Genomic DNA, 18,682 nt, shown 5'->3' with positions numbered 1-18,682 from the left:
TACTCGACGGGCATAGCTTCCTGATCGGTGATCGACCGGTCTGCGGGGAAACCTCACTGGGACGGGCTACATTCGACTATTACATTTCCTGGTCACTCGTCAGCATCGAGGAGATCACCTTGGGTGATCTCCTCGGGCGACGCTTCAGGCTCGGTCTCGAGCACCTTGCCAGACCGGTAGTACCGCCAGGCACTCTTGTACTCGTTCGGGGAGTCTGGGTACATGATCACGTAACCCATGAGGGCAGCGATCTGCCACGTCTCTGGAAGCACCTCGGACACCAAACGAAACGCCTCGTCGGCGGATAGGCCAGCCCGCGACACAGTCAAGAAGGTCGACTTCGGGCGCGGAGGCTCGGCGTACCGGAAATTGTAGGGCAGTCCGCTCTTGAGCGCCTTGAGGAAGGAGCTCAGCGAGACCTGCCCAGGCTCCAGGCCCTCGACGGGACGATCCAGGTCGATCGGAAAGATAACATCGAAGTGGTTCTTCTTAAGAACCGTACTGTCACGCTGACGCCCCGGGTCCTTATTACCGAAACCATTGTTGTTCCACGGTATGTTGCCCATCTCCTTGTGGTGACTTATGAGCAGCTGCTCGGGCGCCAATGCGGAGAAATCCTCATCGACGTACAAGCAGGAGAACGTGACGTCACGAAGGTCGATGTTGCGCCGCCCCGAGAGCTTCCGCAGATGGTTGGCCAGCCTGCCGGGCAGAGACTTATCAGCCTTGCCTACGTAGACGAACTCACCACGAAGGTAGAGCTGGTAGACGCCAGGCCGCTCGTCGAGGCTGGCGAGGTACTGCTCGGCGAGCGGGGCACGGCCGAGGTGCGTTAGCGCCTGGGCCAGTTGATCGCCAAGGGCCTTGGTGATGCTCAGCCGGAAGTCGTCGTGGTAGGTGCCACGGCCATCCGGCCTGGCCGCCTGCGTCATTCCTTGGGCTCCTTCTGCCGCGTTGATCACCACGGACCCTATGGCCTTGCTCACTCACAGACGACCCGTTTGAGTGAAAACTCGCCATGATCATCGACTCTGCGGTATGGTTTTCCCATGGTTGACCTGCCTGAAGAAGCAAAGAAGCTGCGGACCAGCGTTGAACTGTTCGCGGGCGGGGGCGGCCTTGCCATGGCGGTCCACCAAGCGGGCTTCCGCCCGCTCTTGTTCAACGAGTTCAACAACCGGGCCTGCGAGACGCTCATCGCGAGCGCGCGGAAGACCCTCGGCGTCGATGGCCTGGAGCGCATCAAGGAGAAGAACCCCAAGCCGCCACAGCCGGGGCAGCCCGCCCCCCTCTACCCGGAGGATGTGCGCGACCTAAATCTGAGCGCCTTCCAGGGCGAGGTCGACCTCCTCGCCGGAGGTCCTCCATGCCAGCCGTTCAGTGCTGGCGGGGTCGCCAAGGGCGATGAGGATAAGCGCAACATGTTCCCCGCCATGTTCAAGGCCGTACGAGAGATGCGACCGAAGGCGATTATCTGCGAAAACGTCCGCGGACTACTGCGGCCGTCATTCGCCGATTATTTCCAATACATCCAGAATGAGCTGCGCCTTCCGTTTGAGAAGCGTGTCGACGAGGTCAAGTGGCAGGACCATAACGCCCACCTGACGCGCATCCTTGACCAACTATCCGATGAAGATAGTGACCCGGACCACTACAAAGTCGTGGTGGTGCCGGTCAACGCCGCCAATTACGGCGTCCCGCAGGTACGCAACCGCGTCGTGATCGTAGCCTTCCGAGCCGACCTCGGCGTGGACGTCGACGCCTTCGAAAAATACGTCAAGACGGAGAGGTTCTCCGAGGCGGCCCTGCTCCGATCCATGCGCGACGAGGACGGACCTTATTGGAAGCGCCACCCAGACGTACCTGACTACGTTCGCGACCGAGTGCGGGCACGCATTCCGAAGGTGATCAAGGAAGACGATTGCCAGCCGTGGCGTACGTTGCGCGACGCCATTCAGGGATACGGCACGGATGTGAAGCTCCCAGCGTTGCCCCGTGTCGACATGGAGCGTCTTGCCGAGAAGTTCGACTTCGGTCAGGAGATCGGCATCGTCGGTCACATCGGCTGGCCTGGAGCGCGCATCTACAAGGGGCACACCCCGAATGAACTGGACCGTCCCGCGAAAACGGTTAAGGCTGGCGTTCACGGTGTGCCAGGGGGAGAGTCCGTGATGCTGTTGGACGAGCGGATCCGTGACGCCTCGTCGCCGGACGGCTGGACCTACGTGCACCGCTACATGACCGTGCGCGAAACCGCACGAGTCATGACGTTCCCAGACGAATGGCATGGCTCAGGTCCCCGTGGCGAGCAGATGCGGCAGCTGGGCAACGCGGTTCCAGTCGCCCTCGGGGAGTTCTTCGCCAAGGCCGTCGCCGACGCCCTGGCCGCAGCGGGACACTAGAGTCATGCCGCAGACAGAGGTCGGGGGGCACTGGAAGGACAAACTTCCCCCTGAGCGTGCGTATAAGCGTCGAGCTGGCGCGGCCGCGCCAGCAGTGGAGCAAGACCGTGCTGCTGGCGGCCGCAATCAACGCAACGTCGACCTGGGTGACGGGCGCCTCGCACGGGCCTCGATCACGCTTCGTTTGTATCGGCGCACTCGACGCATTCGCGCCTATCTGCGGTGGTCGCAAGACGGCAAGACCGAGGAGAAGTACGTCTGCGAGGTCGAGCTCGGCTCACGCAAACAGAATCTGGCTGAGGCGTGGCGACAAGCACGAGCAAAGGGGCTCCTAGCAGAGGGAACACTGCCGCCCGAGTCGACCGCGTCATCGCTCGAAGTTCGGGCCTCAATGCGCGGCAACCGCGGAAAGGACACCAGACCGGAACTGCTGCTCCGCAGCCTGCTCCATCGCCGCGGCATGCGCTATCGGGTCGACACCCGGCCAATCGCCGAGGTCCGGCGCAGGGCCGACCTCGTCTTCCCCAGCGACCGCATCGCGGTTTTCGTAGACGGCTGCTTCTGGCATGGCTGCCCGGAGCACTACCGGCCCGCCACGAAGAACGCGGACTTTTGGCGGGAGAAGATCAACGGCAACAGGGCAAGGGACACGGACACCAACGACACGCTGGCGGCAGCCGGCTGGACGGTCATCCGCGTTTGGGAGCACGAGGACCTCGACCAAGCAGCGGCCCGAATCGAGAACGCCGTCCGGCGAAAGCGTGACTCAGCGCACCTCACCGCTAAAGCAGGCGACCACTGGTCAGGTCACTGAGCGACTCTGTCAGGGATCTTGAGGGCCTGGTTCATTTGCCTTGCCGCCACCAGCATTCCCAGGTCAGGTCTCGTGAGTCGAGGTAGCGCTGGAACGCTGTGAGACCTCTGGGGCGATGGGGATGCGCTCGTGAGGCAAGGCGTTCAAGGTTGATGGCGATACCGGTCAGGATGTGTTGGACGTGGGTCTTGCGGTGGCCGTGGTAGCGGCTGCGGCGGGCTTGGTGGGCGTTGACGAGTTCGCAGATGGTGCCTTCGACGCCGGACCGGGTGGCGTAGAGCCGTTTCCATCGGGGATCCTGCTGGTCGGTGCGGTTGCCGGCCTGGAGTTCGTGCAGGTGGCGTGGGAGGAAGTTCACGGTGCGGGCGGACTTTCCCCGCGTGCAGGCAGGACGGTCCGGGCAGGGGTCGCACTGACGGGAGGCGAACCGGGCGGCTGTGTAGGGCGCCATGGCGGGGGCCTCGAGCCAGGTGGTACTGGTCTGGCCGTTCGGGCAGGTGACCTGGCGCCGGTCGAAGTCGATGGTGAAGTCGTCGCGGGTGTAGCCGGTCTGTTCCTTCTTCTGCCACGCTCCGCTGGCCTTGACCGGTCCGACGAGCTGGACGCGGTGATCGCGTGCGGAGTCGTTCAGCAGGGCGGTGGAGATGTAGCCGCCGTCGACCAGGTGCTGGGCGGGCAGCAGTTGGCGGGTGTGGAGCCGGGTGTGGATGCCGGGCAGGGCCTGGGTGTCCCGGATGGGGCTGGTGGTGGCGATGTCCGTGATCAAGTTGACGCGGGCGTCGGCGTCGCAGGTCTCGGTGACGTGGACCAGGTAGCCGTTCCAGCGGGTGTTGCCCCGGATGGCCCGGCGGGCGTCCGGATCGTAGGGCGAGATGATCCGGACGGCTCCTGTGGGCCGGCCGTCCTTCTCGGTGCGGGGACGCAGGATGCCGCGGGCGTCGACGAGGAAGTTCTGCACCATGATCTGCCGCAGAGCCTCCGCACGGGGACCACGCCGGCGGGCCGGCAGGCACTGGAGGAGTTGGCAGGCATCCGCTCCGGCCTGCTTGAGGCGGGTGACGGGATGGCTGGGCTGGGCGGGCAGGCGGACCGGCCGACCGTAACGGGTGGCCCAGTCGGCGTCCACCAGGTCGTCCAGGACGTCGGGGGTGTCCCGGGAGGCTTCCTCCAGCGCGGCGCGGACCGCTTCGAGGACCAGTTCCAGGCGGGTGAGTTCCCGGGCGGCGGCCAGGACCTGTGTGGAGTCGGTCCGCTGCCTTCCGCGTTCCTTGATCATTCCCGCCTCACGTATCCGGTCCAGGGCCAGAGACAGGAGCTGATCGGCACGGTTGTCCCGGCCGAGGCGGTCACGGAAGTCCGTGAGCACGCTGTGGTGGAAGCCGGGGTCGTCCAGGTCCATCGCGAGGGCGTACTTGAAGTCGATCCGGCACCGCACCGCCTCTACCGCCTGCCGGTCGGAGAGGTTGAGCAGGAACTGCAACACGCAGACCGTGGCCAGTTGGGCCGGGGAGAGGCCGGGACGGCCATCACGTGGATACCAGGAGACGAAGTCCTCGTCATCCCAGAGCCCGTCGAGGTGGTCACGCACCCACATGGCCGTGGTCCCACGAGGGTTGCTGGCCCGTGCCATCCGAGCCGTGAGCTCGGGCACCACCACGCCGGACCGGGGACGAACGGACACTGGCCACCTCGGGAAGACAGGGCTGTACAGGACCAGCCGAAGCATCCCGAACCGCTGGCACCCTTGTCCGCGGAACTTCAAGATCCCCGACAGAGTCGCTCACTGGCACAGCACCCCGAGCGTGTGCGGCCGATGACGCTCACAGCGTCTTCCGGCGGGACAAGGTCTCCGCCAACCAGGTTTAGGGCGCCGGTACGGACCCGCCTCAGTCGAGGAGGGCTGGGACATCTTGCGGGTTCTCGGGAACACAAGGTTTCTGAGGTCACCGCGGAACGCGTCACGGGTCTGATGCACGAAAAGACCATCACGGCCACGGTGGCTGCCTGCTCCCCGCGCCAGCCGTGACTGATTCATCCCTATTCATGAGGATTTAGCACCTTTGCCCCCGCCCGGTAGCCACACAATTCGCCGGGGTTCGCAAACTCGGGCCGGATTGTCAATGGCCTCCTCTAGTCTCGGGATCGAAAAGCTCGGCTCATGAGAGCCGGGTGGCTTCGCCGTGCCTACCACGCACGCCGCGGCCGCCGTGACAGCGTCCCGACCCGTCAGGAGGGTTCCGCCGGAGTGAAGATCACCCCTTCCGCCCGCGTGCTGAGCATGCTGGGCGAGATCGATTTCGACGAGTGGCAGTGTGTAGCCGAACTCGTCGACAACCCCTTCGATGACTTTCTCGACATCCTCCGTTCGGGGGTGGAGTGGCCGGACGGCTTCACAGTCAGCGTGGCCCTGCCATCGTCTCCGAAAGGAGTCCTGGAAGTCCGCGACACCGGGCGGGGCATGTCGTACGACCGACTGGCGCGCGCGGTGCGGGCTGGCTGGTCCGGGAACGACATGCACGACAAGCTCGGCCTGTTCGGCATGGGCTTCAACATCTCGACCGCCCGCCTCGGCCGGCGCACCCGCGTCCTGACAACCCGCGCGGGCGACACGGAGTGGATCGGCGTCGAGATCGACCTTGACCAGATCAAGGACGACTTCGAGGCGAAGGACATCACCGAGCCGAAGAGCGACCCGTCCCAGCACGGCACGCGGATCACCGTCGATCGTCTGCACCGGACGCGTGCCGAGTGGCTGCGCCGCAACGGTTCGGCACTCCGCAACACCCTCGGATCGGTGTACTCGTGGATTCTCACTGAGCACCCCTTCGACCTCTACGTCGGCGGAACGCGTGTCAAGCCGGTCCGCCACTGCCGCTGGGGCGACGACCGCTACGTGCTCTACAACGGCAAGGAGCGGATCCCTGCCTACATCCAGATCGACGAAAAACTCCAGGACGGGATCGCCTGCCGGGACTGCGGGGAGTGGCAGATCGGTTCGGGGGAGGACTGCTCCGTCTGCGGCAGTGGGAACCTAGCTGTGCGCGAGCGCCGGATCCACGGTTGGCTTGGCGTCCAGCGTTACCTCGACAAGACCGAGTACGGGATCGACTTCCTGCGCAACGGCCGAAAGATCCTGCGCTGGGACAAACAGCTCTTCACCTGGAACAACCCCGATGGGATCGCGGGGAATGAGGAACCCGAGTACCCGGTCGAGCTCGCCCACCAGGGTGGTCGCCTCATTGGCGAGATCCACCTCGACCACGTCCCCGTCACCTATCAGAAGGACGCCTTCGAGTACGGGGACCGTAGCTGGCTCAGCGCCGTGGAGCTGCTACGCGGTGTCGCACCGCTTCAGCCCCAGCGCGCCCGCAAGCTGGGGTACCCGGAGAACGAGAGCCCGCTGGCCTTGCTGTTCAAGGGCTTCCGCCGCAATGACGCGGGCCTGCGCTGCCTCGTCCCCGGCGACGGTAACAAGCCGGTCCACGCGGATACCCGGGACTGGGGCCGGAAGTTCCAGGCAGGCGTTCCCGAGTTCCAGACCGACGAGCACTGGTGGCAGGCGGTCCTGCGACACGAGGAGATCAAGAAGCAGAGCAAGGAGGCCAAAACGGCGGCCAGTGTGCCGACCCAGCCCGATGAGAAGGCCGTCGGGGAAGCGCTCGGCTTCCCTGCCGACATGCCTACTTCCGGCAAAGCCCAGCCGGAGACCGCGTCCACCGCCTCCGCCACGCCTGCCCCGGCTGCTCCCGAGACACGCAGTGAGCGCCTGGCCCGCTACGAGAACGCGGCGACGCCCCACGCGTATCTGAGTAGGTCGTTCGGGCACCCTGAGCTCGGCTACGTGAAGGTGCGAACTTTGCTGCTGAAGCCGGGCGAGCGGCTCCTCAACGACAACAGGCTGCCCGTCCCCGTCCTTCTCGATCAGCGGTCCGGCAACGAGCTCACCGCCCTAGTTGACCCTGAGCACGCCGTGTTCCAGCGGTTTGGCGCGGACTACGCCGACCTCCTCGTGGTCGAACTAGCCGCCGTCCTGAAGGTGCGGGCGCGTTCTGACTGGGGCCCGTCCCAGCTCGTCGCCGCGATCCGCGCCGAGTCCCTTCAGGACAGCGTGCTCGACGGCACCACCGTCGGCGCGGAGGCCCGCGACCTCCTCGCGGAGATCCGCGAGCGTGTGGCCGAAGCCCTCGACCGGAGCGGTGGCTTCGCCAACGCCTACGGTCACCTCTCCGACGAGGAGAAGGTCGCGACCGAGGAGGCGATGATCGCCGCCGGACGTGTCGGCCTCGTCGGCAGTCTCGGCCGGGACTCCGGTTTCGTCCATCACATGCCAGCGTTGGCCCTGGTCCGGCTCGTCCAGGCGATGCCGGAGTCGTTCATGGACGGTGGCGTCTTCCGTGGCCCGTACGCCGGGGTATCATCGCCGTCCGGAAAGGCGCTGAGCCTGGCCCGGGTCACGGGCTGCCTCGCGGACGTGGCGACGCTCGGCACGTTCGCGGGTGGAGCGACCACCCAGCAGCTCAGACGGGCCCGTCTGAGCATCGCCTTGCTGCGCGACGAGTTGGCCGGTGAGGGATGAGCGCCGTATTCCTGACGGCCGCCGAACTGCGCGACGGCGGCCCGGGGGGACTGACCAAGGCGCTCGAACGGACCCTGTGGCACCTAGGGTTCCAGGATGTCCGCATCATCGATGGCGCTCACGACTACGGCGCCGACCTGCTCGCGGTCCGCGCCCGCGAGCAGTGGGTGTTCCAGTGCAAGTGGAAGGCGCACGGCACGGCCGACCGCGCGGGTGTCGATGATCTCGAACGTGCGCGCACCCACTACCGGGCCGACAAGGCCGTGTTGGTGACCAACACGGACATCACCGCGTCAGCCGAGGCGCGACGCCAGGCGCTGGCAGGGATCGGCGTCGACATCGCCCTGTGGCATGGAGCCACTCTGGACGCGATCGGTCAGAGGATGCCCGATCACGTGCCCGTTCCCTACTCTCTGCGGCCGTACCAGGAACAGGCCGTGGACGCGATCGAGCGGGCTCTCGACGCTGAGGGGACAGCGTTGCTGGTTCTGGCGACAGGGCTGGGAAAGACAGTCGTCGGCGGCGAGGTCATCGGGAACCTGGTGGCGTCGCGGCCGGACGCACGCGTCCTGGTCGTCGCCCACATGCGCGACCTCGTCGGACAGCTGGAGAAGGCGCTTTGGCGGCACCTCCCGAAGAACGTGCCCACCCGCCTCCTGACCGGTGAAAGCAAACCTCGAGCCCTTGACGGCGTCGTCGTCGCGACGGTCGAGTCGGCGCTGTCCGCCGTGCGCGCGGGATACGCGCCCGACCTCATCATGATCGACGAGACCCATCACGTGGCCGAGACCGGCAGGTTTGCGGAACTTCTCGATCTGTGCGGGACTGCGGGATGGTTCGGAGTCACCGCCACTCCTTGGCGTGGCGACAAGTTCGACATCACAGCCCGTTTCGGCCACCCCAGCTTCAAAATGGGCATCGCCGAGGGCATGGCAGCGGGCTACCTGTCGGCCGTCGACTACAAGCTGTACGCGGACGGCGTCGACTGGGACACCGTCCAGGGCATCAGCCGTCACGGCTACTCGATCAAGGACCTCAATCGGCGCCTGTTCCTCCCCCAGCGGGACGAGGAGATCGTCGAACACCTGCGAGTGGCGTGGCGGGAGACCGCCGAGCCCCGCGCCATCGTGTTCTGCCAGACGATCGAGCACGCTGAGCACATGGCGAGTCTCCTCGCCATCTCGGACCCGGCGTGGGCCAATGCCTCTTACCTGCACAGCGGACTGCCGAAGCGTCACCGTGACATCCTGCTCAACGAGTTCCGCCTCGGCCGTGTCCCAGTGATCACCTGCGTGGACGTATTCAACGAGGGCGTCGACGTGCCCGACGTGAACCTGATTGCCTTCCTGCGTGTCACCCACAGCCGGAGAATCTTTGTGCAGCAGCTCGGCCGCGGGCTGCGGCTGAGTCCCGGCAAGAAGGCTCTGAAGGTCCTCGACTTCGTGACCGACATCCGCCGCGCCGCAGCGGTGCTAAACCTGCGCCGGACGCTGGAGGCCGAGGAAACCGAGCACCTGGAACTCCCGCATGTCTCCCGGATCGAATTCCAGGACGAGACGGTCGGCTCCCTGATGGATATGTGGATCCGGGACGCCGCCGACCTCGAGACCGCGGCGGACGAGGTCCGCCTCCAATTCCCCCTGCCGAAAGGAATCCTGTGACCGACTACAAGATCCCGCCCGCCGTCGAGAAGGCCGTGGTCACGCGGATCTACGCCCAGGCCGACGAGGCCCAGTGGCCGCATCTCCAGGACGCGGACCGCACTCGCCTGTACCAGGAATGGACGGAGGACCCGGAAATCGGCGGCCGCCTCTTGGGCTTCGTAGAGCAGCAGGCCAATATCCGCCCGTGGCTGAAGGACTGCCCAATGAAGGAGTACGAGCGGGCACGGCGCGGCGAGGGCAAGTACGCCAAGTACGTGACGCGGCCGGCCGCGACGCTCGAGCAGATGGTCGCGGCGACGCTCGGTCCCGGCTGGGAGGTTATCCCGGGGAGCACCCAGCAGAAGCCGATGCGCGCGAGAATCCGCGAGGTCGGTGCTGAGGACGAGGAGCGGCACTTCGTGGCTGGCACGGCGGCGAACCTCAAGCACCTCGTGTGGCCGGCCATCCTCGACCGGTCTGCCGGGGAGACCTGGCCCTGGATGATCTGCGTCGTCGACCCGTTCCGCGCCCCCGTATCCCCCGAGAAGAAAGAGGAACACCGGCGCGTGGCCGAGTTCCTCGGCGTGCGGATCGTCTATTTCAGCGAGATGTAGGGGAGACCAATGGGGGACAAGTGGTCGATGGGCGAGTGGCTGGTCAGGGCATGGGAGGCCGGGGTCTTCGACGAGCGTGAGCAGGCCGTCATCGCGGGCCGGTCCGAGGGCCGGACGCTAGGGGAGGTCGGGGCAGCGCTCGGGCTGAGCCGCGAGCGCGTGCGCCAGATCCAGAACCGCGCCCGGAAGCGACTCACGGAAATGGCGGACACCATCCAGGGCGGCTGGCGGGAGACAGCCCGCGCTGCGGGCGCGGGCCCAGCCGCCCCACGAGAAACCTTCGCTGCTGCGCTTGGGGTCGTCGACCACGTGGCGCTGGAAGAGCTGCTGGCTGCGGCGGGGCTGGACGCGCCGCGGACGTGGGCGGGGCCCCTGCGCGGCTGGTGGAGCGCTGACCCTGCCGCGCTGGGCAACGCCCTGCGCCGTCTCGTCGACGCCGCTCCCTTCCTCGGCGACGACCTCGGTCGGGCGGCCTCCCAGGCCGGACTACCCGCGGATCTCCCCTTGGTCTGGCTCCTTAGCCACTCCGGGTCGCGGCTCGCCCTGAGCCCCGACGGGCACTGGGTCCGCCGCAAGGCGCGGGGACGCGATGCCGCGTACCTGTGGCTGCTGGAGGCCGGGCGTCCATGTCGGCCCGACGAGCTGCTCGCCCCGATGGCCGCGACGACCATCGCGGCGGTGCGGGAGGCGCTGCGCCGTGACGACCGGTTCCGGCAGATCCGCCCCGAGGGCACCTGGGCCCTGACCGAGTGGACGCACCTGCGCGCGTCCACATACACCACCGCTGTGGAGGCGATGGTCGCGGTAGTCACCGATTCGGGCCCTCTATCCCAGGCACGGCTCTTCGCCAAGGTGACGGAACTGTACCCAGTCACCCCGTGGCGCCTGAAGCAGTGCCTACTCAGTGATCAGCTGGGTGAGACCCCCGACGGCCTTGTCGACCTCGTCTCCCGCGGCGCCCGCCCCTTCGAGGAGGAGGAACCGGCTCAGCCGGACACGATGGCCATCGAGGGCGAGGTTCTCGGCGTGCGGATCTCCGTGAACCGGGACATCTTGCGTGGCAGCGGCGTCAATGTGCACACTTGGCTAACCTGGCAGCTGGGGCTACGCCGAGCGCCGATGAGCTACACGTTCACAACGCCCGGCGACCACTCGCCGCTCGTCGTCCGCCGCGGTACCAGCAGCGCCCAGCTCTCTAGCCTGCGTCGCCACGCGCTCGAACTCGAGGTCGTCGACGGCTGCGTGCTCGCCGTCCTTCTCCGTCTCGACGACAACACCGCGCGTGTCGGCCACGGCTGCGCGCCGGACACCTGCCCGGCGCGGCGGGAGCGGCCGCAGCGCCGCCTGCGGTAAACGCCTGACGCGGCATCGGCACCAGCGGCCCCAGCCTGGCCTGGGGCCGCTGGCCCAGAGCCACTCCGGCCAGCCTTCATGCGGCCGTATGCACCGAATCCTTCATCGAGAACGCCCCGGGACGCCAGGCTCAATGTCAGGGGGAGAGCTGTACGAGCGTGAGCGGGACCGCCCCATCCAGGGCCATGTGGGAGCCATCTGGGAGCCAACCTGCTCCCCAAGTCCCTTCGGGACCACCCGAGACCATGGCAATCCGACGCTCTGGCCAGGGCAAACACCATCCGCACTGGCAAGATCAGCATCCGAACCTCGTTCGGGACGAAGAGGTCGTGGGTTCAAATCCCGCCACCCCGACAGCCGAAACACCAGTCAGGGCCCGATCCGCTCAGCGGATCGGACCCTGACTGGTTGTGGACCGTGGACCGTCTCGGAAGTCGGCCCGGACGGCTCCCGGACAACTCCTGAGGGCCCTCGCAGGGTGATCTCGTCGCGCCCCGTCGCAGGGCCCGGGAAGCACCGGACGAACTGTTCCCGCCGCCCCCGGACGGCTTCACGGTCCTTCTCGGAACGTGCGGAGTAGAGCACCTCCGGTTCGGTGAGGTCGCGCACGGCGGCCGGTCCGGCGCCCATCCACCGCTCCCGTTCCTCGGTTGCCCGGGAGGCAGAAATACGGATCCGGGCCGAAGGGGCCGCGGGTCAGTCCGCTGCGGTTCCACCGGGCGGGCCGGCGGTGGCCGCGTCGCGCAGTGCCCTCAGCAGGCCGCGCGGGGCGGGCTGTTCGAGGGCGGTCTCCCGTACGGCCGCCGAGATCACCCTGACCGGTTCGGGGTTGCGGACCGGGCGTACGACGACGCCGGGATGCCGGACGCGCAGCCCCAGCCCCGGCATCAGACCGACGCCGAGGCCTGCCGCGACGAAGCCCTGCGCGGTGGCGTAGTCCTCGCTCCTGACGGCGAAGTCGGGGCTGAAGCCGGCCGCCGCGCAGGAGTCGGTCACCGGCTCCAGGCAGGGCCCGGGCGGTTCACTGCCGACCCACTGCTCACCGGCGAGTTCGTGCAGGTCGACGGCTTCCCTGTCGGCGAGCGGATGGCCGAGGGGCAGCACGGCGGCGTACGGGTCGTCGAGGAGGTGGACGAGCCGGAAGCCGTCACCGCCCCGGTCGCCCGCCCGTACGACCACGGCCAGGTCGGCCCGGCCCCGTACCACCTCCTGGAGCGGGTCCTCCGGGTCGGTGAGTTCGAGGTCGACGCGGACGCCGGGGTGCTCCGCGCGCAGCCGGGCCAGGGCCGGAGCCACCAGCGTGGAGCCCGCCGTGGCGAAGTAACGGACCGACAGGCTGCCGGTGCGTCCGGCGCGGAGGTCGGCGAGGGCGGTCTCCGCCCGGGCGACCGCCGAGCCGATCAGGGCCGCGTGCTCGGTGAGCAGCAGGCCGGCGGCGGTGGGCCGCACACCGCGGCCGACGCGTTCGAGCAGCGCGGTACCGGCCTGCCTCTCCAGTGCCGCCACCTGCTGGCTGACGGCGGACGGCGTGTAGCCGAGGTGGGCCGCGGCGGCGGTGACCGTGCCGCTGGTGACCACCGCGCGCAGGACCTGCAGTCTCCTCACATCGAGCATGCAGCAGAGCTTAACGCTCACCATAGAAACGTTTGATTGTCCTGAAAGCTCTTCTCGGGCATCGTCGGAGTGACGGGACCGGGCGAACCACCGGTCCGACGATGGAACCGGTCGGCGGGCGGTGTGCCGGACGAACGGGGGAACGGGGAACGCCGTGGGAAACAGTGCACGGGCTCTGCGGGGCGGGCTGCGGGTGGCCGTGCTCGCCCTGCTGTGGGGATCGACCTTCCTGTGGATCGAACTGGCGCTGCGCGGGCTCTCCCCGCTCCAGGTCACGTTCGCCCGCTGCGTCCTCGGCGCGCTCGTCCTGACCGTCGCCTGCCGTGCGGCGGGGCGGCGCATGCCCCGGGGCGCCGTCGTCTGGCGCCGCATCCTCGTCGCGGCCTTCTTCTGCAACGCGCTTCCGTTCGCGCTGTTCAGCCTGGGTCAGCAGACCGTCGACTCCGGTCTCGCCGGAGTGCTGAACGCCACGACACCGCTCTGGTCGGTCGCCCTCGGACTCGCTCTCGGCTCGGAGCGCGGACTGCGCCCGGCCCGTCTGGCGGGACTCCTGCTCGGCTTCGCCGGCACGGTCGTCATCCTCGCCCCGTGGCAGTCGGCCGGAGCCGTCGGCTGGGGAGCGCTCGCCATCCTCGGCGCGGCCGCCAGTTATGCGGTCGCGTTCACCTACATGGGCCGCACCCTGGCCGGCAGGGGCACGCCCACCATCTCGCTCTCCGCCGCCCAGCTCGTCGCCGCGAGCGCGCTGACCGCCGTCGCGATGCCGTTCGGCGGCCTGGAGGCGGTCGACCCCGGCCCGGCCGTCCTGACCGCGGCCGTCGTCCTCGGTGTCCTCTGCACCGCGGTCACCTTCCACCTCACCTACCGGATCATCAACGACGAGGGCGCCACCAGCGCCGCGGTGGTCGGCTACCTCCTGCCCGTGGTCTCCGTCCTCCTCGGCGCGGTCGTCCTGGACGAGCACCTGAGCCTCCGGGTGGTGCTCGGCATGGCCGTGGTCCTCGTGGGCGTCGGGATGACGCGGCGGAACGGAGCGGTGTCCGCGTCCGCGGCGCCGGCCGGCGAGGGTGCGGTGGAGGGTGCGTCCACGGCCGCCGACGGCCAGGCCGCCCGCCGCGCGGCCCTGGGGGACACACGATGACCTCCGGCTGATCCCGGTTGCGGCCGGCGCACCGCGCGCCGGCCGGTGAGGCGGCCCGCGTCCGCCCCGCCCGCGCCTGCCGGCCGGGGCAGCCGCACTTCCCCCGGTTCGGGCGACGAGCGGCGGTAGAGCACCCTCGGCCTGAGGTCGTACGCCGTGTGACACGACCGGCGGCAGTCCGAACCACCGGCCTGCCCCACCACGTCCCCGGGCCGATGCTCTGGTCCCGTCTGCCCGAGCCGAGCCACGCAGCGGGGCTTGCCGAGTGGCGGATGTTCGGGGAAGCAACGATCATGCATGGCGATCGGTGGCTTGAAATCGACGCTCTGACAAGGATTTTGACGATGCATATGTGATGTGCATGTGCTTTGGCAAGGCTGTTCCAGCCGACGGATGATCAATACCCTGAGGCTGTCTGCCCGTCACGTCTTCGATGGAGCTCGCCTTGTCCGGTACACAGCAGTTCCCCGACATACTCTCGCCCGAGTTCGCCGCCGATCCCTACAGCGCCTACCGCGCGATGCGCGAGAGCGCGCCGCTGATCTGGCACGAAGCCACCCGCAGCTACATCGTCTCCCGGTACGAGGACGTGGAGCGGGCGTTCAAGGACGGAACGTCGTTCACCACCGACAACTACGAGTGGCAGATCGAGCCGGTGCACGGGAAGACGATCCTCCAGCTCAGCGGCCGCGAGCACGCGGTGCGCCGGGCCCTGGTGGCCCCCGCCTTCCGGGGCAGCGACCTGCAGAACAAGTTCCTGCCGGTCATCGAGCGCAACTCGCGCGAGCTCATCGACGCCTTCCGCCACACCGGCAGGGTGGACCTGGTGGATGCCTACGCCACCCGCTTCCCCGTCAACGTCATCGCCGACATGCTGGGTCTGGACAAGGCCGACCACCCCAGGTTCCACCGCTGGTACACCTCGGTGATCGCCTTCCTGGGCAACCTCTCCGGCGACCCGGAGGTGATCGCGGACGGCGAGCGCACCCGGGTGGAGTTCGCCGAGTACATGATCCCCATCATCCGGCAGCGCCGCGAGAACCTGGGCGACGACCTGCTGTCCACGCTGTGCGCCGCCGAGGTGGACGGCGTGCGGATGAGCGACGAGGACATCAAGGCGTTCTGCAGTCTGCTGCTGGCCGCCGGCGGGGAGACCACCGACAAGGCGATAGCCGCCATCTTCGCCAATCTGCTGGCCCACCCCGAGCAGTTCGCCGCCGTGCGGGAGGACCGCTCGCTGGTCGACCGGGCGTTCGCCGAGACCCTGCGCTACACCCCGCCCGTCCACATGATCATGCGGCAGACCGCGCAGGACGTGGAGGTCAGCGGCGGCACGATACCGGCCGGGGCGACCGTCACCTGCCTGATCGGCGCCGCCAACCGCGACCCGGGCCACTACAAGGAGCCCGACTCCTTCGACATCTTCCGCGACGACCTGACGGCCACCACCGCGTTCTCCGCCGCGGCCGACCACCTGGCCTTCGCGCTGGGCCGGCACTTCTGCGTCGGGGCGCTGTTGGCCAAGGCCGAGGTCGAGATCGGCGTCAACCAGCTGCTGGACGCCATGCCGGACATGCGGCTGGCCGAGGGCGCCGAGGTCGTCGAGCAGGGCGTGTTCACCCGCGGCCCCAAGGAGGTGCCGGTGGTGTTCACCCCCGCCGCCTGACCGCCTGACCGGCTGAGCCGGAGGGCAGGAGCGGCAAACGACAACGGCGAACGAGAACGGCAGCGGAAACGGCCGTGCCGCCGCCGGAGCGGATGGCTCCGGCGGCGGCACGGCCGGCCGTACGGGGCCGGCGTACGGCCCGGCGCGGGGGCTGCCGCAAACGCTGCCGCGGAAAGGGCTACACCACGGGGGTGAAGGCGACCGGCAGGGAGGTCAGGCCCCGCATCCAGATGGACGGTCGCCAGGTCAGCTCCTCCGGCTCCACCGCCAGGACGATGTCCGGCAGCCGCTCCAGCAGCGTCTCCACCGCGGTGCGGGCGATGACGTCGGCCAGCTGGGGAGCGGGGTAGGGGCAGCGGTGTTCGCCGTTGCTGAAGCTCAGGTGGGCGGAGTTGACCTGCGCCCCCACATGCCCCTCGGGCCAGATCTGCGGGTCGGTGTTGGCCGCGGCCAGCCCCAGCACCAGGCAGTCGCCGGCCCTGATCTGCCGGCCGCCGAGCTGGATGTCGCGGACCGCCCAGCGGCCGATGAAGTTCTGCGTGGGGGTGTCCAGCCACAGCACTTCGTTGAGCGCCTGGCCCACGCTCACGCGGCCGCCGGAGACGTTGACGGCGAAGCGGTCGTCGGTGAGCAGCAGCCGCAGGGTGTTGCCGATCCAGTTGCCGGTGGGCTGCTGGGCGGCGGCGATGACGGAGATCAGGTCCTGCACGATCTCCTCGTCGGTCAGCCCGGCCGGGTCGGCGATCATGCGGGAGGTGACGTCCGGGCCGGGATCGGCGCGCTTCTCCGCGACCAGCCGCTGGATGCGCTCCTGGACGCGGACGTAGGCGGCGACCGGGTCGTCGCCCTCCGAGGCGTCCAGGGACATCCGCAGGTCCTCCACCAGGTCCTCGGTGTCGGACCCGGTGAGCGGCATGCCGCACATCCGGACCGCCGCGCGCATCGGCAGGGCGTGGGCGTACGCGGACATCAGCTCCGCCTGCCCGCTGCCCGCGAACTCGGCGAGGAGCTGCTCGGCGATCTCCTGGCAGTCCTGGGAGAACTCCAGCTGGTCGACCTCCTCCAGCGCCGCGCTGATGACGCCGGCCCGGCGCTGGTGCTCGGCGCCCTCGGTGAACAGCACCGACGGCTGGTAGCCGACGAACGGCAGCAGCGGCCAGTCGGCGGGGATGGCGGGCCACTGGTTCCAGCGCCGCGAGTCCCGGGCGAACAGCTCGTCGTGGCTGGTGACGTAGGAGACCTCGGCGTATCCGAGCACCAGCCAGGCGGGGATGCCGCCATCCAGCAGCACGGGGGCGACCGTGCCGTGGTCGCGGCGCAGCGCGCGGTAGAGCTGGAAGGGCGTCTGCTGGTACTCCAGGCCGCTCAGGGGAACGGCGTCGGGGTGGGCCGCGGGGCAGCCGGAGGGCGGCGCGGCTGTGTCCTGGGCGGACCGGTCGGACTGGTCGGGCTGGTCGGTCATGCGGTCATCTCCCGTGCCAGTGCCTGCTGGTAGAGGTGGTCGACGAGGGTGATCAGCACGTTCTTGCCGGACTCGCGCAACCGGGCGTCGCAGTCGACCAGCGGCACGTCCTCCGGCAGGTCCAGCGCCTGGCGGATCTCGTCCAGGGAGAAGCGCGAGGCGTCGTCGTCGAACCGGTTGACGGCCACCACGAACGGGGTCCGGTGGTGCTCCAGGCGGTCGATCGCGTACCAGGAGTCGGCCATCCGCCGGGTGTCCACCAGCACCACCGCGCCGAGCGTCCCGGAGAACAGCCGGTCCCACAGGAACCAGAACCGCTCCTGCCCGGGCGCTCCGAACAGGTAGAGCACGGTCTGCTCGTTGAGGCTGATCCGGCCGAAGTCGAACGCCACCGTGGTGGTGTTCTTGTTCCGCAGGCCGGCGGTGTCGTCCACCCCCGCGCCGGCCTGGGTCATGACCTCCTCGGTGTTCAGGGGGCGGATCTCGCTGACGGATCTGACCAGCGTCGTCTTCCCGACGCCGAAGCCGCCCACTATGACGATCTTCAGTCCGGTCTCGGCGGCGTCCGCGAGCGGCGTGCGCGCCGGGGCCTCAGAGGTTGCGGAGTCCAATGAGCACCTCCTTCAACAGGGCGGATTCGGGCGCGTCGCCGTGCGCTGCGGACGGACGCGGGTTCCGTGCGGTGATGCGTCCGGCGGCGAGCAGGTCGCCGAGGAGGATCTTCACCACGGTGATGGGCAGGCGCAGGTCGGCCGCGATCTCGACCACCGCGGTGGGGTGGGCGCACAGCTCCAGGATCCGTACGTGCTCCGACTGCATGCCCTCCGTCGGCCGGCACTCGCTGACGATGAGCGTGACCAGGTCCAGCCCGGCCTCCTCGCCCCGGCTGCGTCCGCCGGTGACGGTGTAGAGCCGGTGGGGGTCGCCGATGTCGACGGGTTTGCGGATCATGACGGGACGCCGCCCTCGGCCGGCTTGCGCGGCTCGGCTCGCAGGTGCTCGCCGATCTGCTCGACCAGCTCGTCCATCTGGTGGCCGACCACGCCGGGGTCCGCGGTGTCGTCGGCGACGACGGCCAGATGGGCGCCCTCCCCGGCCTCGACGATGAACAGGAGGCCGCCGTGGAACTCCGTCATCGAGTGCCGCACCCCTCCGCTCCCGTCGCCGAACTCCACGGAGGCTCCCTGCGCCAGGGCCTGCATCCCGGAGGAGATGGCCGCGAGCTGGTCGGCCCGGTCCAGGGTCAGACTGCTGCTCCAGCACAGCTTGAGCCCGTCGCGGGAGAGCACCAGGGCGTGTCGGGTCCCGGGAGTGCGGTTGAGCAGGCTCTCGAGAAGCCAGGTCAGGCTGTTGTCGGTGGTCTCCATGATCTGCATCGGGCGTTTCGGGCCGACTGT

General features: G+C 68.6%; 15 protein-coding genes. 8 read left to right on the top strand and 7 right to left on the bottom strand.

The window, feature by feature from the left end; translation table 11 throughout:
• Nucleotides 1–92 precede the first annotated feature (92 nt).
• Nucleotides 93–932, bottom strand: a complete 840-nt coding sequence (locus BMY40_RS09200) for an Eco29kI family restriction endonuclease (RefSeq protein ID WP_093657408.1) — start codon at nt 930–932, stop codon at nt 93–95.
• A 117-nt stretch (nt 933–1,049) separates the two neighbouring features.
• Here BMY40_RS09200 and BMY40_RS09195 point away from each other — a divergent pair, with 117 nt between their 5' ends.
• Nucleotides 1,050–2,402 (top strand): DNA cytosine methyltransferase, encoded by a 1,353-nt coding sequence (locus BMY40_RS09195; protein ID WP_093657406.1) that lies wholly within the window; start codon nt 1,050–1,052, stop codon nt 2,400–2,402.
• Nucleotides 2,403–2,406: 4 nt separating this feature from the next.
• Nucleotides 2,407–3,216 (top strand): very short patch repair endonuclease, encoded by an 810-nt coding sequence (locus BMY40_RS28500; protein ID WP_245769963.1) that lies wholly within the window; start codon nt 2,407–2,409, stop codon nt 3,214–3,216.
• Nucleotides 3,217–3,247: 31 nt separating this feature from the next.
• Here BMY40_RS28500 and BMY40_RS09185 read toward each other — a convergent pair whose 3' ends face one another.
• On the bottom strand, nt 3,248–4,846 hold the full coding sequence (locus BMY40_RS09185) for an IS1182 family transposase (RefSeq protein ID WP_281250758.1): 1,599 nt from the start codon (nt 4,844–4,846) through the stop codon (nt 3,248–3,250).
• Between the two features lie 615 nt (nt 4,847–5,461).
• On the opposite strand from BMY40_RS09185, the gene BMY40_RS09180 reads away from it, so the two are divergent.
• From BMY40_RS09180 to BMY40_RS09165, 4 genes are read left to right on the top strand one after another with little or no spacing between them, the layout of a single operon-like run.
• Nucleotides 5,462–7,792: an ATP-binding protein gene (locus BMY40_RS09180; RefSeq protein ID WP_093657402.1), complete on the top strand. Its 2,331-nt coding sequence runs from the start codon at nt 5,462–5,464 to the stop codon at nt 7,790–7,792.
• Nucleotides 7,789–9,453: a DEAD/DEAH box helicase family protein gene (locus BMY40_RS09175; protein ID WP_093657400.1), complete on the top strand. Its 1,665-nt coding sequence runs from the start codon at nt 7,789–7,791 to the stop codon at nt 9,451–9,453. The genes BMY40_RS09180 and BMY40_RS09175 overlap by 4 nt, the downstream gene beginning before the upstream one ends.
• Nucleotides 9,450–10,049, top strand: coding sequence for a hypothetical protein (locus BMY40_RS09170; RefSeq protein WP_093657398.1), 600 nt, complete (start codon nt 9,450–9,452; stop codon nt 10,047–10,049). The genes BMY40_RS09175 and BMY40_RS09170 overlap by 4 nt, the downstream gene beginning before the upstream one ends.
• A 9-nt stretch (nt 10,050–10,058) precedes the next feature.
• Nucleotides 10,059–11,402, top strand: coding sequence for a sigma factor-like helix-turn-helix DNA-binding protein (locus BMY40_RS09165; protein WP_093657396.1), 1,344 nt, complete (start codon nt 10,059–10,061; stop codon nt 11,400–11,402).
• 696 nt (nt 11,403–12,098) lie between these two features.
• Here the strand turns inward: BMY40_RS09165 and BMY40_RS09160 are convergent.
• Nucleotides 12,099–13,016 (bottom strand): LysR family transcriptional regulator, encoded by a 918-nt coding sequence (locus BMY40_RS09160; RefSeq protein ID WP_093657393.1) that lies wholly within the window; start codon nt 13,014–13,016, stop codon nt 12,099–12,101.
• Between the two features lie 154 nt (nt 13,017–13,170).
• Here BMY40_RS09160 and BMY40_RS09155 point away from each other — a divergent pair, with 154 nt between their 5' ends.
• Both BMY40_RS09155 and BMY40_RS09150 read left to right on the top strand, forming a co-directional pair.
• Nucleotides 13,171–14,157 carry a DMT family transporter gene (locus BMY40_RS09155; RefSeq protein WP_245769961.1) on the top strand — a complete coding sequence of 329 codons (987 nt, stop codon included), beginning with the start codon at nt 13,171–13,173 and terminating at the stop codon, nt 14,155–14,157.
• 445 nt (nt 14,158–14,602) lie between these two features.
• Complete coding sequence (locus BMY40_RS09150; RefSeq protein WP_093657391.1) at nt 14,603–15,823, top strand: cytochrome P450; 1,221 nt, start codon at nt 14,603–14,605, stop codon at nt 15,821–15,823.
• Nucleotides 15,824–16,001: 178 nt separating this feature from the next.
• On the opposite strand, the gene BMY40_RS09145 is transcribed toward BMY40_RS09150, so the two are convergent.
• The 4 genes from BMY40_RS09145 to BMY40_RS09130 are packed head-to-tail and all read right to left on the bottom strand — an operon-like array spanning nt 16,002 to nt 18,652.
• Entirely contained in the window at nt 16,002–17,285 is a 1,284-nt protein-coding gene (locus BMY40_RS09145) for a cytochrome P450 (RefSeq protein ID WP_093657390.1), read from the bottom strand.
• On the bottom strand, nt 17,282–17,896 hold the full coding sequence (locus BMY40_RS09140) for a GTP-binding protein (RefSeq protein ID WP_093657388.1): 615 nt from the start codon (nt 17,894–17,896) through the stop codon (nt 17,282–17,284). Before BMY40_RS09140 ends, BMY40_RS09145 begins: the two co-directional genes overlap by 4 nt.
• Nucleotides 17,877–18,236 (bottom strand): DUF742 domain-containing protein, encoded by a 360-nt coding sequence (locus BMY40_RS09135; RefSeq protein WP_093657386.1) that lies wholly within the window; start codon nt 18,234–18,236, stop codon nt 17,877–17,879. Before BMY40_RS09135 ends, BMY40_RS09140 begins: the two co-directional genes overlap by 20 nt.
• Nucleotides 18,233–18,652, bottom strand: a complete 420-nt coding sequence (locus BMY40_RS09130; protein WP_093657819.1) for a roadblock/LC7 domain-containing protein — start codon at nt 18,650–18,652, stop codon at nt 18,233–18,235. Before BMY40_RS09130 ends, BMY40_RS09135 begins: the two co-directional genes overlap by 4 nt.
• Between the last annotated feature and the right edge of the window lie 30 nt (nt 18,653–18,682).

Origin of the sequence: Streptomyces radiopugnans (assembly GCF_900110735.1) — a bacterium.
Classification (GTDB): Bacteria; Actinomycetota; Actinomycetes; order Streptomycetales; family Streptomycetaceae; genus Streptomyces; species Streptomyces radiopugnans.
This window is presented reverse-complemented; position numbering and strand designations above follow the sequence as displayed.

Bases quoted from the DNA above. Each gene is read 5' to 3' on its own strand.
- BMY40_RS09200 (WP_093657408.1), bottom strand. From the start codon at position 932: ATGACGCAGGCGGCCAGGCCGGATGGCCGTGGCACCTACCACGACGAC.
- BMY40_RS09195 (WP_093657406.1), top strand. From the start codon at position 1,050: ATGGTTGACCTGCCTGAAGAAGCAAAGAAGCTGCGGACCAGCGTTGAA.
- BMY40_RS28500 (WP_245769963.1), top strand. From the start codon at position 2,407: ATGCCGCAGACAGAGGTCGGGGGGCACTGGAAGGACAAACTTCCCCCT.
- BMY40_RS09185 (WP_281250758.1), bottom strand. From the start codon at position 4,846: ATGGCACGGGCCAGCAACCCTCGTGGGACCACGGCCATGTGGGTGCGT.
- BMY40_RS09175 (WP_093657400.1), top strand. From the start codon at position 7,789: ATGAGCGCCGTATTCCTGACGGCCGCCGAACTGCGCGACGGCGGCCCG.
- BMY40_RS09165 (WP_093657396.1), top strand. From the start codon at position 10,059: ATGGGGGACAAGTGGTCGATGGGCGAGTGGCTGGTCAGGGCATGGGAG.
- BMY40_RS09160 (WP_093657393.1), bottom strand. From the start codon at position 13,016: ATGCTCGATGTGAGGAGACTGCAGGTCCTGCGCGCGGTGGTCACCAGC.
- BMY40_RS09145 (WP_093657390.1), bottom strand. From the start codon at position 17,285: ATGACCGACCAGCCCGACCAGTCCGACCGGTCCGCCCAGGACACAGCC.
- BMY40_RS09135 (WP_093657386.1), bottom strand. From the start codon at position 18,236: ATGATCCGCAAACCCGTCGACATCGGCGACCCCCACCGGCTCTACACC.
- BMY40_RS09130 (WP_093657819.1), bottom strand. From the start codon at position 18,652: ATGGAGACCACCGACAACAGCCTGACCTGGCTTCTCGAGAGCCTGCTC.